The following is a 15,751-nucleotide window of genomic DNA, read 5'->3' as shown; positions in this document are numbered from 1 at the left end:
CCGGCCATGCTCGACTGGAACCCCGCGCTCTATCGTCGCTACGAGGATGAGCGCACGCGCCCCGCGCAGGAGTTGCTTGCGCGGGTGCCACTGGCCGAAGCCGCGCGCGTGTTCGACCTCGGCTGCGGGCCGGGCAACTCCACCGAGCTGCTGGTGCATCGGTTTCCGACGGCGCAAGTCGTCGGGACCGACAATTCCGATGCCATGCTGGCGAGCGCGCGCGAGCGCCTGCCGCAAGCGCGCTTCGAACTGAGCGACATCGCAACGTGGCGGCCCGAGTCGCCGCCCGACCTCATCTACGCCAACGCCGCCCTTCAATGGGTACCTGATCACGAGACCCTGATCCCGAGACTCTTCGCAGCCTTGGCGCCGGGCGGTGTCCTGGCGATCCAGATGCCCGACAACCGGCAAGAACCCACGCATCGCCTGATGCGCGAAGTCGCCGGAGAAGCTCCCTGGGCGCACGCAATCGGCAATGCCGACAAGCTGCGGACGGATCTGCTGGGGATCGAGGGCTACTACGACCTCCTCGCCGCAGATGCAGAAAAGGTCGACGTCTGGCGCACTGCCTATCAGCACCCGATGGCTTCCGCGGCCGCGATCGTCGAATGGGTTCGCGGCACCGGTCTGAAGCCCTTCGTCGATCGCTTGACGCCCGAGTTGCAGGCCAGCTACCTGGCGGAATACGAACGTCGGATCGCAACGGCTTATCCGCCGCGCGCCGATGGCCGCTTGCTGCTTGCATTTCCGCGCATGTTCATCGTCGCGAAACGAAAGGCATGAGGTTGTCACGATGAGCGCGGATTCTTCAGTTGTTCATCCGCGCCAGGTTCTTCTTGGCGCCCAGGCCGGCGCGGTCGTGCTGCCGGTTTGCGATCACTACAGCGGGGTCGAAGCGCGTATGCGCAAGAGCCTCGCGTTGCAGGCCGAGATGGCCGCGGAGTTTGGTGCCTGCGTCTTCGACGTCACGCTCGATTGCGAGGACGGCGCGCCCGTGGGTGGCGAGGCCGAACATGCGGCACTCGTCACCGAACTTGCGCTCTCCGCCGCTCCAGGCATGCGTGTCGGCGCGAGGGTGCATCCGGTCGATCATCCAGCTTTTGCCGGTGATGTGATCACCATTGCGGGGCGGGCGGGACATCGGCTGAGCCATCTGATGGTGCCCAAGGTCGAGTCGATCGAAGACGTGCACGCTGCGGTCGAGGCCCTCGACGCCGCCAGCGCCGAGGCACTGCCGCTGCACGTGCTGATCGAATCGCCGCTCGCGGTTCACCATGTCTTCGAGATCGCCGCGCATCCACGGGTGCAATCACTCAGCTTCGGCCTGATGGATTTCGTGTCCGCCCATGGAGGCGCGATTCCTGCCGAGGGCATGGGGGCTGCGGGACAGTTCACCCATCCGCTCGTGGTGCGTGCAAAGCTCGAAATCGCTTCCGCCGCCCATGCGCACGGCAAGGTGCCTTCGCATTGCGTTGTCACCGAATTCAACGATGTCGAAGCGATGCGCAGCGCGGCGAAGAAGGCGGCCAACGAGTTCGGCTTCACGCGCATGTGGAGCATCCATCCCAGCCAGATCCGCCCGATCCTCGAAGCATTCGCACCCGATGATCGGCAGATTCAAATCGCTACAAAAATCATTGCGACCGCGGCTGGTGCCGCTTGGGCACCGGTCAGCATCGATGGCACATTGCATGACCGCGCCAGTTACCGACATTTCTGGCAGGTCCTAGAACGGGCGCATGCCACAGGCCGCACCTTGCCAACCGAGGCGCAGGCGTGGTTTGCCCCGTCGTCATCCTGAAACCCAACCCGCGAAAGAACCACACCATGAAGACAATTGCGCTGATTGCCGCTGCCGCCTTCGCAATGCCGCTGGCAGCAATGGCCCAAGCCGATGCCCCGGCGAAGAAGCCGAAGGTCACCCACAAGGTGCTGCCCAAGAAGATCGTCAAGAAGATGGAAGAAAAGCAGCCGATCAGTGAGGAGACTGACGTCACCCTGTCGGCTGAAGACCTGAAAGTCGCCGAACGCGTCTACACGGGCGTCATCAAGTGCGAACTCGGCGCCAGCGTGAACATCCAGGCCGACGAGAAGAAGCCCGGCTTCTTCATCCTGACGCATGACGGCAAGCGCTATCGCATCCACCCGGTCGAAAGCCGTACCGGCGCGATCCGCCTGGAGGACCCGTCCGCAGGTGCGATGTGGCTGCAACTCGGCAACAAGTCGATGTTGATGAGCCAGAAGCAAGGCTTGCGGCTGGCCGATGAATGCCAGGCGGCCAAGCAGGTCGAGGTCGCCGAGGACATGAAAAAGAATCCGCCGAAGAGCCTGTTCGAAGGCGCCGACTCGGCGACCCCCGTCAAGAAGTAGCCGTCCCCAAGGCGCGGCTCTTGCTTCCCGAGCGGGAGCCGCCCGCCCATTTGTGTATCCGGAGAAAAGAAAGATGTTGCAAGCCTACGTTGACCATGTTGCCGAGCGCGCCGCGCTCGGCATCCCGCCGCTGCCGCTGACTGCCAAGCAGACCGCCGAACTGATCGAGCTCATGAAGGCGCCGAACGTCGCCGAAGCCGAGTTCCTGCTCAACCTGCTGACGCATCGCGTGCCTGCGGGCGTGGACGACGCAGCCAAGGTCAAGGCGAGCTACCTCGCCGCCGTGGCACACGGTACCGAAAAGAGCGCACTGTTGTCGCGCGCTCGCGCCACCGAATTGCTCGGCACGATGCTCGGCGGCTACAACATCGGACCGCTGGTCGACCTGCTGGACGACGCCGAAGTCGGCGCCGTCGCGGCCGAAGGCCTCAAGAAAACGCTCCTGATGTTCGACCAATTCCACGACGTCAAGGAAAAGGCCGACAAGGGCAATGCCAACGCCAAGGCCGTGCTGCAGAGCTGGGCCGACGCCGAGTGGTTCACCAGCCGTCCCGAAGTGCCGCAAAGCATCACCGTCAGCATCTTCAAGGTGGCGGGCGAGATCAACACCGACGACCTGTCGCCCGCACCCGATGCGACCACGCGTCCGGACATCCCGATGCACGCACTCGCGATGCACAAGAATGCACGCCCCGGCATCGTTCCCGAGGAGGACGGCAAGCGCGGCCCGGTGAAGTTCATCGAAGACCTGCGCGCACGCGGCCACCTGGTTGCCTACGCCGGCGACGTCGTCGGCACGGGCTCGTCGCGCAAGAGCGCGACCAACTCGGTGCTCTGGTTCACCGGCGAAGACATTCCCTTCGTGCCGAACAAGCGCTTCGGCGGTGTCTGCCTGGGCGGCAAGATTGCGCCGATCTTCTACAACACGATGGAAGACTCGGGCGCGCTGCCGATCGAACTCGACGTCAGCCAGATGAACATGGGCGACGTCGTCGAACTGCGCCCCTACGAGGGCAAGGCGCTCAAGGATGGCAAGGTGATTGCCGAGTTCTCCGTCAAGAGCGACGTGCTCTTCGACGAAGTGCGCGCCGGTGGCCGCATTCCGCTGATCATCGGCCGCGGCCTCACGGCCAAGGCGCGCGAAGCCCTGGGCCTGCCGGTGTCGACGCTGTTCCGTCTGCCGGTCAGCCCGGTCGACACCAGGAAGGGCTTCTCGCTCGCGCAAAAGATGGTCGGCCGCGCCTGCGGTCTGCCCGAAGGGCAGGGCGTGCGCCCGGGTACGTACTGCGAGCCGAAGATGACTTCGGTCGGCAGCCAGGACACCACCGGCCCGATGACCCGCGACGAGTTGAAGGACCTGGCCTGCCTGGGCTTCAGCGCCGACCTGGTCATGCAATCGTTCTGCCACACGGCGGCCTATCCGAAGAAGGTCGACGTGAAGATGCACCATGAACTGCCTGACTTCATGGCGACGCGCGGCGGTGTCTCGCTGCGTCCGGGCGACGGCGTGATCCACAGCTGGCTGAACCGCCTGCTGACGCCCGACACCGTCGGCACCGGCGGCGACAGCCACACGCGCTTTCCGATCGGCATCAGCTTCCCGGCCGGCTCGGGCCTCGTGGCCTTCGCGGCCGCTACCGGCGTGATGCCACTCGACATGCCTGAATCGGTGCTCGTGCGCTTCAAGGGCAAGATGCAGCCGGGCGTGACGCTGCGCGACCTGGTCAACGCGATTCCGCTCTACGCCATCAAGTCGGGACTGCTGACGGTCGAGAAGAAGGGCAAGAAGAACATCTTCTCGGGCCGCATCCTCGAAATCGAAGGCCTGCCGGATCTCAAGGTCGAGCAAGCCTTCGAGCTGAGCGACGCCTCGGCCGAGCGTTCGGCCGCCGGTTGCACGGTGCACCTGAACAAGGAACCGATCATCGAGTACATCAACAGCAACGTCACGCTGATGAAGTGGATGATCGCCGAAGGCTACGCCGACGCCCGCACGCTGGCTCGCCGCATCGCCGCGCAAGAGGCCTGGCTCAAGGACCCGCAATTGCTCAAGGGCGATGCCGATGCCGACTACGCGGCCGTGATCGAGATTGACCTGGCCGACATCCACGAACCCATCGTGGCCTGCCCGAACGATCCTGACGACGTGAAGACGCTGTCCGACGTTGCCGGCGCGAAGATCGACGAAGTGTTCATCGGCTCGTGCATGACGAACATCGGCCACTTCCGCGCGGCGTCCAAGCTGCTCGAAGGCAAGCGCGACATCCCGGTCAAGCTGTGGATCGCGCCCCCGACCAAGATGGACGCGCATCAGCTCACCGAGGAAGGCCACTACGGCGTGTTCGGCAACGCCGGCGCCCGCACCGAGATGCCGGGTTGCTCGCTGTGCATGGGCAACCAGGCGCAGGTGCGCGAAGGCGCGACGGTGATGTCGACCAGCACGCGGAACTTCCCGAACCGCCTGGGCAAGAACACCAACGTCTACCTCGGAAGCGCCGAACTTGCCGCGATCTGCTCGCGCCTCGGCCGCATCCCGACGCGTGAGGAGTACATGACGGATGTCGGCGTGATCGACGCTTCCAGCAAGCAGATTTACCAGTACCTGAACTTCGACAAGATCGACGACTACAAGGAAGTTGCGGCGACGGTCGCTGCCTGATCGACGCACAAACCTTCAGAGAGCCCCGCCTTGGCGGGGCTTTTTGTTTGTCGCGATCGAGCCGACTCAGCCCGGCTTTTGCCCGGCCAGCACAGCCAGCGCCTTTGCTGTTTGCGCATCCGCCGGAAAGAACGATTCCACCGCGAGTTCCTGCAGCGTGACGTCCACCGGCGTGCCGAAGATGGTCGTGGTGCTGATGAAGCTCAGCAAACCGTCCGGTGTCACGAGTTGGAAGGGCACCACCACGTTGGTCAGTTCGCCGCCGGCGGCGGGGGCGTCGTGGCTGACGTTCGGCAACGGATAGGCGGCCAGTTCGTCGTGCAGCGCCGACAACGAGGCGTCGCCCGTTGCGGCGATCTGCTGTTGAAGGCGCTCGAGCAGGTGCGCGCGCCATTGGTGCAGGTTGGCGATCCTGGGGGCCAGGCCGTTTGGATGCAGGCTGAGGCGGAGGACATTGATCGGCGGCTCGACCAGTTCCGGTGCCGCGCCGGCCATCAGCAAGGGCACCAGCGCGTTGTGCGCGACCAGGTTCCAGTGCCGATCGACGGCCAGCGCGGGAAATGGCTCGTGCCCTTTCAGGACCAGGTCCACCGCCCGCTTGGCCGAGGCCAGCGCGGGATCGTCCAGCGAACGCTGCCGGTACATCGGCGCGTAACCCGCGGCCACCAGCAGGGCATTGCGCTCCCGCAAGGGCACTTCGAGCCGTTCGGCCAGGCGCAGGACCATTTCCCGGCTCGGCTCGGCGCGCCCGGTCTCCACATAGCTGAGGTGGCGGGTCGAGATCTGCGCCTCGTTGGCCAGATCGAGTTGACTCAGGCGGCGATGCTGGCGCCAGTGGCGCAGGTGAGTGCCGAACGGATCGGCCGCTGTGGGGGAGGGTTGGTGGGTGCTCATGGCTGCCATCCTAGTGAAGCCTTGCGCCGCGGCCATGACCTTTCACGTCATCGACCGGCCGCCGGACAGCCGGAATGATGGACCCCAACGCAGCAGGAAGGGCCTGCAGCGTGTCGATCAAGGAGTCTGTCATGTCCGTCTTTGCTTCCCCTCGTTTTCTGTCCCGCGTGATGTGGGTCGATGCCGTTTCGTGTGCAGCCACCGGGGCGTTGCAGTTCGTGCTCTTGAATGGAATGGCCCGCATGACCGGGCTGCCGGCGCCGCTGCTGCTCGCGACCGGCACCTTCCTGCTGGCCTACGCCGCCGCGGCGGCCTGGATGGCGAGTCGCGCGTTGCCGCCGCGCCGCCTTATCGGGCTGGTGGTCGCAGGCAACTTCGCCTGGGCGGTGGCCTGTGTGGCGCTGCTGGCCACTGCCGGGTCCGTCATCACGGCGCTGGGCTGGGCCTGGGTGCTGGCGCAGGCCCTGACCGTCGTCGTGCTAGCCGAACTGCAGTGGGTCGGCCTTCGCCAAAGCCGCAATACAGGACGCGCGGCACTGGCGACCTGAGCCTTTGATGTGGTTCGGCGTGCCAGATTACTGCCGATGTCGTGGAACCCTGCTATCTTTGCGGAGCTTCCACGACCTCACAGGAGTTTCCCTATGGCCAAAGAACCGGCACACGCCTTTGCCCCCCTGTTGAAAACCTTCAAGACCGCGTCGGGCAAGGCCGGGAAGTACTGGTCTCTCAAGGACCTGGCCAAGCAGTATCCGAACGTCGAGAAGCTGCCGGTTTCGATCCGCATCGTGCTCGAGTCCGTGCTGCGCAATTGCGATGGCCAGAAAGTGACGGTGGAACACGTCGAACAACTCGCCAACTGGGCACCCAATGCGGAGCGCACCGAGGAGATTCCCTTCGTCGTGACGCGCGTGGTGCTGCAGGATTTCACCGGCGTGCCGCTCCTGGCCGATCTTGCAGCCATGCGCAGCGTGGCGAAGTCGCTCGGCAAGTCGCCCAAGACCATCGAGCCGCTGGTGCCGGTCGACCTCGTGGTGGACCACTCGGTCATGGTGGACTACTACGGCACGCCCAAGGCGCTTGACCTCAACATGAAGCTCGAATTCCAGCGCAACAACGAGCGCTACCAGTTCATGAAGTGGGGCATGCAGGCCTTCGACACCTTCGGCGTGGTGCCGCCCGGCTTCGGCATCGTGCATCAGGTCAATCTCGAATACTTTGCGCGCGGCGTCTACAAGAGCGCGAGTGACCGCGGCGATCCTCCCGTGTACTACCCAGACTCGCTGGTGGGTACCGACAGTCACACGACCATGATCAACGGCATTGGCGTTGTCGGTTGGGGCGTGGGCGGCATCGAGGCCGAAGCGGCGATGCTGGGACAGCCGGTCTACATGCTGACCCCCGACGTGGTCGGTTTCGAACTCACCGGCAAACTCCGCGAGGGCATGACGGCCACCGACCTGGTGCTCTACGTCACGGCGATCCTGCGCGGCGAGAAGGTGGTCGGCAAATTCGTCGAGTTCTTCGGTCCGGGTGCGGCATCGATCGCGGTGCCGGACCGCGCCACCATCGGCAACATGGCGCCCGAGTACGGCGCGACGATGGGCTTCTTCCCCGTCGACGAGATGACGGTGGCTTATTTCAAGGGCACCGGCCGCACCGACAAGGAAGTCGAGCGCTTCGAGGCCTACTACAAGGCGCAAGGGCTTTTCGGAATGCCCGCGCCTGGCGCGCTCAACTACACCAAGGTCGTCAAGCTCGACCTCGGTACCGTGACGCCCAGCCTCGCCGGCCCGAAGCGGCCGCAGGACCGCATCGACCTCGGGCATCTCGCCACCAAGTTCTCGGAGCTTTACAGCAAGCCCATCGAGGCCAACGGCTTCAATCTGCCGGCCGAGACGCTGAATGTGCGCTTCCCCCTGACGCACGAAGGCGAGACGGCCGAGCAGGATCACGATCCGGTGCCGGGCTCACCGCGACCCAATGTCGAAATGGTCGCGAACCGCTCGACGCGCGAAGCCGCACACGTCGGCGCCGCGGCGCCCAAGTCGCCCTCGGGCAAGGTGACGATCGGCAACGGTGACGTGCTGATCGCCGCCATCACGTCGTGCACCAACACGTCCAACCCAAGCGTGATGCTCGCGGCCGGCCTGCTGGCCAAGAAGGCGGTGGAGGCCGGGCTCACCGTCAAGCCGCACATCAAGACATCGCTGGCGCCCGGCTCGCGCATCGTGACCGAGTACCTCGAAAAGGCGGGACTGCTGCCGTACCTGGAAAAGCTCGGCTTCTATCTCGCGGGCTACGGGTGCACGACCTGCATCGGCAACGCCGGCGACCTGGCACCGGAGATCAACGAGGTGATCACCAAGAACAACATGGTCGGCGCTGCGGTGCTTTCCGGAAACCGTAATTTCGAGGCACGCATTCATCCCAACATCAAGGCCAACTTCCTCGCCTCGCCGCCGCTGGTCGTCGCCTATGCAATCGCCGGCAACGTCATGGTCGATCTCATGACCGAGCCCGTTGGCAAGGGCAAGAAGGGCAAGGACGTCTATCTCGGCGACATCTGGCCCACCGCAAAGGAGATCGACGAGAACCTGCGCTACGCCATGAACGCCAAGGCATTCCGCAAGAACTACGAGCAGATCAAGGACAACCCCGGCAAGCTGTGGAGCAGCATCAAGGGAACGACCGGGCAGGTCTACGACTGGCCCAAGTCCACCTATATCGCCGAGCCGCCGTTCTTCGAAGGCTTCAAGATGGAGCCGCATGCGACCGACGCCGGCTTTACCGGCGCACGCATCATGGCGCTCTTCGGCGACTCGATCACGACCGACCACATCTCTCCGGCCGGCTCCATCAAGGAAAGCTCGCCCGCCGGAATCTGGCTCAAGGCACACGGCGTGTCGAAGGCTGATTTCAACAGCTACGGATCGCGCCGCGGCAACCATGACGTGATGATGCGCGGCACCTTCGCGAACGTGCGCATCAAGAACCTCATGATTCCCGCCGGAGCCGACGGCTCGCGTGAAGAGGGCGGCGTGACGCTCTTCCAGCCGGGTGGCGAGAAGATGTTCATCTACGACGCCGCCATGAAATACATCGCACAAGACGTGCCGACGATCGTCTTCGGCGGCGAGGAATACGGCACCGGCTCTTCGCGCGACTGGGCAGCCAAGGGCACGCAGCTGCTCGGCATCAAGGCCGTGGTGGCCCGCAGCTTCGAGCGCATCCACCGCGCCAACCTCGTCGGCATGGGCGTGCTGCCGTTGCAGTTCCGCGGTGCCGATTCGTGGGAAAGCCTCGGGCTCGCCGGCGAAGAAAAGATCGACGTGGTGATCGGCGGCGAACTCAAGCCGCAGATGGACGTCAAGCTCGTCGTGCACCGTTCGGACGGTAGCCACCAGGAGGTGACCGTGCGCCTGCGCATCGATACACCGATCGAGGTCGACTACTACAAGCACGGCGGCATCCTGCCGTTCGTGCTGCGGCAATTGCTGGCCGCCTAGATCGCCAGCGCGGGAATATCCACTTTGGGCAGCAGACGCGCCGTGAAGCGGCGGTCCTGGTAGTAGCGGATCTTCTCGCACATCACCGGATGAGGAATGCCTTCATACAGGAAGACTTCCTTGTCCGGCCCCATGGCCTTCAGTTCCTGCGGCAGCATGAGCGCGCGCCGTTCCTCGGACTGCCCGCGTGAAACGTCGCCGCGGCTGCGCGTCAGGTTTTCCTTGCGCACCGTGGTGTAGCCGAGCATTTCCGAATAGTCGTTGGCATCCTGCTGCTCGCGTGGCGCATAGACAATCTGCAGCGCGTGGTTGGTGATCAGGGTGCGGGCGACTTCCTTGCCGTAGGTGGCGTCAAGTTGCGCCACGCTCTGGATGATGGGCAACAGGCGGATGTTGTAGCCGGCCATGTAGGAGACCGCATTGGCAATGATGTCCACCTTTCCGATGGAAGTGAATTCATCCATCAGCAGCAGGCACTGGTGCTTCAGGCCGGGATTGTTCTGCGGCAACTCGCGCGTGTTGAGATTGATGAGCTGGCTGAAGAAGAGATTCACGATCAGCCGGCTCTCGGCCAGCTTGTTGGGCTGAATGGCAATGTAGATCGTCATCTTCTTGCGCCGCACGTCCGTCAGCAGGAAGTCATCGGCGCTGGTCGCCGCATCCAGTACCGGGTTGATCCAGGCGTTGAGAGGCTCCTTGAACGAGCCCAGGATCGAAGCGAAAGTCTCGTCCGCTTGCGACAACAGGTTCGCGAAGGCCGACCTCGTGTTGTCACTGAGAAACGGTTCCTTCGAGAGGCCCTCGTAGTATTTGCGCAGATCCGTGCCGTCGCCCGATGACAGGCGGTAGACGCCGCCAAGCGTCGCTCGTGCTTCTTGTGGCAGTCCGTTCCTGACTTCGAATTCCAGTTTCTCGAACAGGTACAGCGTGAAGGCCAGGAACGCATTCCGCGCCTGGCTGACCCAGAATTTCTGGTCGTCCGATCCGTCCGGGTAGAGCATCGCCGCGATGCTCATCAAGTCGGACACGCGGAAAGAGGGGTCCTTCGACACATAGCTCAGCGGATTCCAGCGGTGCGTGCGCCGGTCTTCGGCGAACGGATTGAACAGATAGATGGCCTGGCCCTGGGTGGCTCGCCAGCCGCTGGTGAGTTCGTAGTTTTCCTGCTTGATGTCCAGGACCACCATCGATTCCTGGTAGTCGAGCAGGTTGGGTATCACCACGCCCACGCCCTTGCCGGAGCGCGTCGGCGCAGCCAGGATCACGAATTGCTGGCCGCCCAGCCGGACCAGTTCGCCCCTGAACTTTCCCACCAGGATGCCATTGCTCGAAGGCTTGAACATGCCGACTTTGCTCAGATCACCGGCTTCCGCGAATCGCGCGTCGCCGTGGAGGGAGGGTGGCTTTTTCCTGACCAGCAGAAGCAGCGCGGCGGACCAGGCGGCAAGCGGGAGGCCGAAGCCGATATAGCCGGCCCATTTGATGTGGCCGGCATAGGGTCGCACCTGTGGAACGTCGAGCGCCCTGACGTAGCCCAGGTAGGTGTCCCACCTGAGCGATTCGGCGCCGAGGTGGAGCAACACCAGGACGATGAAGCCAGACAAGTAGCTGGCCGCCACCATGACGATCAAAGTCAGGCCGATTGCCCAGCACAATTTGGACTTGTTCACGAGTGTCGCCTGCTCATGACACGCGCGAAGGCGATGGCTCGCGCATCGACTGTTGCGCGAGCTGGGCCTGGGTGAGCGCGGCCTGTTGCTGTTGCTCGATGGTCCGATCCAGGCATTGCGTGCTTTGAGCGACCGGCGTGTTGAGTGCTTCGACCGTCGGCACGCTGGCGACCCGCTTGAGCGCCGAATCCAATGCGCCCTGCACTGCGAACACCTTGGAGGTGTCCGTGCTCAGCACCACGTGGTCGATGGAGCTCATTCCGTGGCTGCGCGCAGTGACCACCAGTGCAGCGGCCAGATTGTCACTCTGCAGATCGGGTGTGCGGCCGACCTGGGCATCGAGCTTGTGAACACCGCCTTGCGCCTGCTTGAACAGCGCGTGGTCGGGATGCATGGCGTTGTCGATCTGAGCGACGGGCGCAGCAGGAACCTGCTGCGCCTGCCTTGTCTGTTGGACCAACGCATCAAGCTTGCCCAATGTATGGGGGCCGGCGATGCCGTCCGGCGTCAGACCATGGGTCAGCTGAAAAGCTTTGACGGCGTAGAGGGTGTTGGCGCCGAAGTGGCTGTCAGCCTTGAGCGCATTGCCGCGCTTGTCGGTATAGCCGAGATTGTTGAGTTGGTTTTGCAGTTCGCGGACGGCCTCACCGTGAGCGCCAACCTTGGCCGCCGCTTGTCGATGCGCCACGGTCGACACTGGAATGATCGCTTCGCTCCCGGTCAGGCTTGCCATCAACTCAGGAGTGAGCTTGGTTTCCCAAATTGCAAAGCGGGCCTTCCGCTCTGCCAGGCCGATTTCGCCATTGTTGATGATATGGGTGACGCTTGTGACGTCTTCGGGCGCGACGCGGTGCACATACCTGTTCCAGTACCAGACTGCAATCTTCGAGGCAGTTTCCGGTTCGGCGGCCAACTCCGGGTGACCGACAAGATCAAGACCCAATACCTCACCCGCTTCACGGTAACCATTCTTCCCGGTCAACTGTATGTACCCGCGACCGCGGTACCTGAATCCATCCCCAGGCTCGTTGTTGCCCATCCGACCGCCGTACATAAGATCAGCCAGCTGTTCAGGGCGGCCGCTCAATGCCTCCAGGCGAGCCGCCTCCAATGCTTCCCGACCCTTTCGCAACGCCGAGTCAACGGGGATCTGAGCGATGTTCCTGGTGTATCGAAAACCTTCTTCGAGCCGCTTGAGATCACTGGATTCGTAGGTCACCTGAGCCATGAAGTTGGCCAATTCCTTCGGCGCCCTGATGCCCGCGGCCACGGCATCCAGCATTAGCTGGGCTTCTCGATTTGTCGTCATTCACTCCCTCTTTCCATTTCTGTCGAGCTTTCTGCGTCCCTGCTCTGCGGCAGGATGCAGTCAGGGCAATGTCACTTGCGGCAATGTGGACGGGTCGAAGTCCTCAAACCGCACCGTCCCTAAATTCTTCTCTGTCAGCGTGATCTCACTGGCGCTGCCATCCACCGTGTCCCTGACGCCGCGTCGGACTTCTTCGAGCATCCAATTGCGTCGCGCTGTGTCGTACTTGAAGGTGTATTCGTTCCACCAGTGCCCGCGAGAGCCGCCTTCCGTCACCAAGGTGAATCCCTCCTTGTCGATGCGCGCGTAACCAAAGGGATCGCCCGCAAGACCACCGCATCGCTCGCAGGGAACGATCCTGTCGTTGCGTGCAGCCACCTGGAGATGGCCATCAGCGTTGCGAGTCACCAGCAGCATTGGTCTCGATGGGCCTTCTCCTGCCGTCTGGCTGGTACTCGGCGGATCGAGAACGATCAGGGCGTCAGGCCGACCATCGCCATTCAAGTCGCCGATCTGCGAACTCAGAATCCGGGTGCCGCCGCCTGCAAAGGCCTGCAACTCGTCCTTCTTGTAGGGGTTTGATGGTGCGACTGTGGGAGAAGTCGTCGGTGCGACAGCGTCCGGAACAGCACGCGATGCTTGCGCCGTGCTCGATGTGGTCGCGGCTGAAGAGTCGCTGCCGCTGCAGCCCGCCAGCGCAAGACAGAGCGCGAGTGCGGAAGGACGGATGATTTGTTTCATGTCAAGACCTATTGGATTTGGGCGACGTCGTGGCGCATGCGTCCGCGACGACTCGAAGGGACCCGCCCCTTGCGGGTCAATGCTGAAAAGGCGTCGTTTGAGGATCGCCACTGCCCGACCACTCGCCGCTGTTCACGGCTGCGGGGCATGCGGTCACATACTGCTGCAATGCCTGGATGTCGCGTGCCGTCCAGGGCCGCCCGTAGGTATTGGGTGGATCGCACACGCCCGTCAATGCCAACGCACCCGTGTACGGCGAAACAGGGATCCAGCAGGCATTGATCTGCAGTGGCTCGTACCCGTAGTGGCAAAAGACAAATGGATCGTTGGCGCGGAATTGGAGCGGCTCGTAAAACTGGCCGTATGCCGGCAGCACCAGACCCAGGGCGAGCCAACCCATGCGACGTTTCATCGTCCTTCTGCGAATACGGTCATGGGTTGTGCTCGACACATTTTTTTGGTTCATCCTTTTTCTCCCTGTTCGCGCGTGTTCTAGATTGCCATCGTTGCCCCGGAGCGCTGCTGAAGTTGCGAGGGCATTGGGTCTTGGCGTTGTCGCTGTGCTTGTTGCTCCACCGCCTTCTGCTGAATGGCCTGATCCAGGATCCGGGTGCTCTGCGCGACCGGCGTGTCGAGGGCGTCAACCGTTGGCACGCTTGCAATCTTCTTGAGCGCCGAATCCAACGCGCCCTGCACGGCGAACACCTTGGAGTTGTCGGTGCTCAGCACCACGTGATCGATGCGCTTCAAGCTGTCGCTGCGCGCAGCCACCACCAGCGCCGCGGCCAGGTTGTCGCTGCGCTCGTCGGGCGTGCGACCGACCTTTGCATCCATCAGATGCACGCCACCTTGGGCCTGTTTGAAAAGTGCGTGGTCGGGGTGATCTGGTTGATCCAGGCGCGTAGCCGAAGCTGGATTCGTCGCGGTCTTCTTGTCAAACCACGAACCTGGACGAGTCAGCGCTTCATACGCACGGGCAGCGCCATCGCTCACAAGCTGCGCAGTTTGCTGCCCCGTGCGCTCAGCCACACGCACGCCCTGCGTCACCTGGTTCGCCACGATCTGACCTGTCATGGTCATCCCCGCATCGATTGCCTGCAGCTTGAGCTTGACTGCGGGGTCGAGCGGATTCAGTGCGTGCAGCGGTGAGGGAGCGCGATTGACCACCATCGTCAGATCGATTCGGTTCCGCACAACGTCCTTGTGGAAATGTTCGATGGCACCGTGATAGGTGCGTGCCCGCGCTTCGTTGTCCGCGTTGATGATCGAACTGCCCGTGGCATCGTTGTTGGGCAGAAAGTTGCTCATCTTGTGCGCAGACAAGTCAGCGGTGAGGAACGGATTGGTGGGCAGGTGAAGCAATCCCGTTTCGAGGTAGCGCCCCCGCTTCAAACTCTCGATGTCCTGCGGAGTGGCATAGGTACGGACCTCGCCGAAATGAGGGCTGCCGGCCCCCACGACATCGGTGGCACGGACGTGGTTGACGATATGGGGGTACCGGCCGTTCACATCGACGTCATGGTCGCGGAGGTCCTTCAGGCTCGTGGGGCCGTAGGCATTGAACGTCTCGGCGGGCAGGCCGTACTTGGCGGCTGTGATCTCAGCCAGAGTGCCGCCGAGAGAATGCCCGGTGACGGTGACATTGAGCGGTTGGTGTTTCAGTTCAGCCCATTTCCTGGCCTCTTCCACAACGCGCTGAGTGAAGGCCATGGCATCGTCGAGTTGATTGTTACGGCCGACGACAACCATGCTTGCGTCTGTGATGCCATCCTTGACCGATTCGGTACCGCGATGGGCGATCACCACGGCGCCGGTGTCGAGGCGCTCGTAAGCCGTACCCTGATAACCGGACGATCGGTCCGCTGTGGCAAGGATCCTGTAGCGGACTTCATCGATGAAGACGAACTTGTCTCCACCTATGTCTTTCGATCGATCGCTGTAAGCGTCATTTGCAAGCGCAGCGTGTTCGCGAGTGCCCGCGATCATTGGCGGATCTCACTGCTCGTCAAGGTGACGACGAAGAATTCTTCAGGGTGCTTGGCGGCATATTCAGCGACGGGTGTTCCGAACGGCATGCCGCTGATGGACATGACAGCGGGTTCGCTGGCCTTCGCGAAGTAGGCCTTCTTTGGAAGGTATGCAGAATTTGGGGTTCGCGCAACGATGCTTGACAACGGAATGGATGAAACGAAGGACGCGGATTGCGTCTTGAGGACGACGCCTGCGAGTGTCATGGTCCAGTGACACTCGCCCAGTCCGTAGTAGTCGTCGTCTTGGAGCAGATCGAGATAAACGGTGCCCACGTACTCTTGATCGTTGATACGAGTGAACGCGAAGTCGACAGGGTGGTCGGGCATCACCTTCGCCCCCTCGAATGGAATTTCCGGGACGCACGCTTTGTCTAGAACTTGATGCTGCATATATCCCGACACGGACGCGAACGCGCCTGGCGCATCGTGAACAGTCAGCGTGATCTCATATCGCATCTTCGGATTCGGGTTGCGCTTGATGTCGAGTGTTTTCATGGATGAGTTGCATGCAGAGGTGAGGAGCGCCAGAAGCATGAAAGCGCCGGCAAGACGTGGCTTCATGGTTCTGGGGC

General features: G+C 62.9%; 14 protein-coding genes. 6 read left to right on the top strand and 8 right to left on the bottom strand.

Annotation, left to right across the window (positions count from 1 at the left end; all coding sequences use genetic code 11):
- The first annotated feature begins 6 nt into the window (after nucleotides 1–6).
- The 4 genes from tam (at nucleotide 7) to AC1DHL_RS13985 (ending at nucleotide 5,029) form a co-directional block, all read left to right on the top strand.
- Entirely contained in the window at nucleotides 7–783 is a 777-nt protein-coding gene (tam, locus tag AC1DHL_RS14000) for a trans-aconitate 2-methyltransferase (RefSeq protein ID WP_478162345.1), read from the top strand.
- 10 nt (nucleotides 784–793) lie between these two features.
- Nucleotides 794–1,801, top strand: coding sequence for an HpcH/HpaI aldolase/citrate lyase family protein (locus tag AC1DHL_RS13995; protein WP_478162344.1), 1,008 nt, complete (start codon nucleotides 794–796; stop codon nucleotides 1,799–1,801).
- A 26-nt stretch (nucleotides 1,802–1,827) separates the two neighbouring features.
- Nucleotides 1,828–2,370: a hypothetical protein gene (locus tag AC1DHL_RS13990; RefSeq protein ID WP_478162343.1), complete on the top strand. Its 543-nt coding sequence runs from the start codon at nucleotides 1,828–1,830 to the stop codon at nucleotides 2,368–2,370.
- A gap of 73 nt (nucleotides 2,371–2,443) precedes the next feature.
- Nucleotides 2,444–5,029: a bifunctional aconitate hydratase 2/2-methylisocitrate dehydratase gene (locus AC1DHL_RS13985; protein WP_478162342.1), complete on the top strand. Its 2,586-nt coding sequence runs from the start codon at nucleotides 2,444–2,446 to the stop codon at nucleotides 5,027–5,029.
- Between the two features lie 66 nt (nucleotides 5,030–5,095).
- Here AC1DHL_RS13985 and AC1DHL_RS13980 read toward each other — a convergent pair whose 3' ends face one another.
- Together AC1DHL_RS13980 and AC1DHL_RS13975 are read right to left on the bottom strand one after the other, a co-directional pair.
- On the bottom strand, nucleotides 5,096–5,923 hold the full coding sequence (locus AC1DHL_RS13980) for a helix-turn-helix domain-containing protein (protein WP_478100571.1): 828 nt from the start codon (nucleotides 5,921–5,923) through the stop codon (nucleotides 5,096–5,098).
- Between the two features lie 10 nt (nucleotides 5,924–5,933).
- Complete coding sequence (locus tag AC1DHL_RS13975; RefSeq protein ID WP_478162341.1) at nucleotides 5,934–6,056, bottom strand: hypothetical protein; 123 nt, start codon at nucleotides 6,054–6,056, stop codon at nucleotides 5,934–5,936.
- Between AC1DHL_RS13975 and AC1DHL_RS13970 the strand changes: the two genes are divergently transcribed.
- Together AC1DHL_RS13970 and AC1DHL_RS13965 are read left to right on the top strand one after the other, a co-directional pair.
- On the top strand, nucleotides 6,055–6,471 hold the full coding sequence (locus AC1DHL_RS13970; RefSeq protein WP_478100569.1) for a hypothetical protein: 417 nt from the start codon (nucleotides 6,055–6,057) through the stop codon (nucleotides 6,469–6,471). The genes AC1DHL_RS13975 and AC1DHL_RS13970 overlap by 2 nt on opposite strands.
- 93 nt (nucleotides 6,472–6,564) lie before the next feature.
- Nucleotides 6,565–9,429: an aconitate hydratase gene (locus AC1DHL_RS13965; RefSeq protein ID WP_478162340.1), complete on the top strand. Its 2,865-nt coding sequence runs from the start codon at nucleotides 6,565–6,567 to the stop codon at nucleotides 9,427–9,429.
- Here the strand turns inward: AC1DHL_RS13965 and AC1DHL_RS13960 are convergent.
- The 6 genes from AC1DHL_RS13960 to AC1DHL_RS13935 form a co-directional block, all read right to left on the bottom strand.
- Entirely contained in the window at nucleotides 9,426–11,099 is a 1,674-nt protein-coding gene (locus tag AC1DHL_RS13960; protein ID WP_478100565.1) for a type IV secretory system conjugative DNA transfer family protein, read from the bottom strand. The genes AC1DHL_RS13965 and AC1DHL_RS13960 overlap by 4 nt on opposite strands.
- Before the next feature lie 13 nt (nucleotides 11,100–11,112).
- On the bottom strand, nucleotides 11,113–12,408 hold the full coding sequence (locus AC1DHL_RS13955; protein WP_478100563.1) for an XVIPCD domain-containing protein: 1,296 nt from the start codon (nucleotides 12,406–12,408) through the stop codon (nucleotides 11,113–11,115).
- Nucleotides 12,409–12,468: 60 nt separating this feature from the next.
- Complete coding sequence (locus AC1DHL_RS13950; protein ID WP_478100562.1) at nucleotides 12,469–13,149, bottom strand: hypothetical protein; 681 nt, start codon at nucleotides 13,147–13,149, stop codon at nucleotides 12,469–12,471.
- A gap of 76 nt (nucleotides 13,150–13,225) precedes the next feature.
- The gene (locus tag AC1DHL_RS13945) at nucleotides 13,226–13,615 is read right to left on the bottom strand and encodes a hypothetical protein (RefSeq protein ID WP_478100560.1); all 390 of its coding nucleotides are present in this window, start codon (nucleotides 13,613–13,615) and stop codon (nucleotides 13,226–13,228) included.
- Between the two features lie 26 nt (nucleotides 13,616–13,641).
- Entirely contained in the window at nucleotides 13,642–15,135 is a 1,494-nt protein-coding gene (locus AC1DHL_RS13940; protein ID WP_478162339.1) for an XVIPCD domain-containing protein, read from the bottom strand.
- A complete protein-coding gene (locus tag AC1DHL_RS13935) occupies nucleotides 15,132–15,740 on the bottom strand; it encodes a hypothetical protein (protein ID WP_478162338.1) in 609 nt (202 codons plus the stop codon). Before AC1DHL_RS13935 ends, AC1DHL_RS13940 begins: the two co-directional genes overlap by 4 nt.
- Between the last annotated feature and the right edge of the window lie 11 nt (nucleotides 15,741–15,751).

Source organism: Variovorax sp. 10L426 (assembly GCF_056395305.1).
The sequence above is the reverse complement of the archived record's forward strand: the minus strand, read 5'-3'. Positions and strand labels throughout refer to the sequence as shown.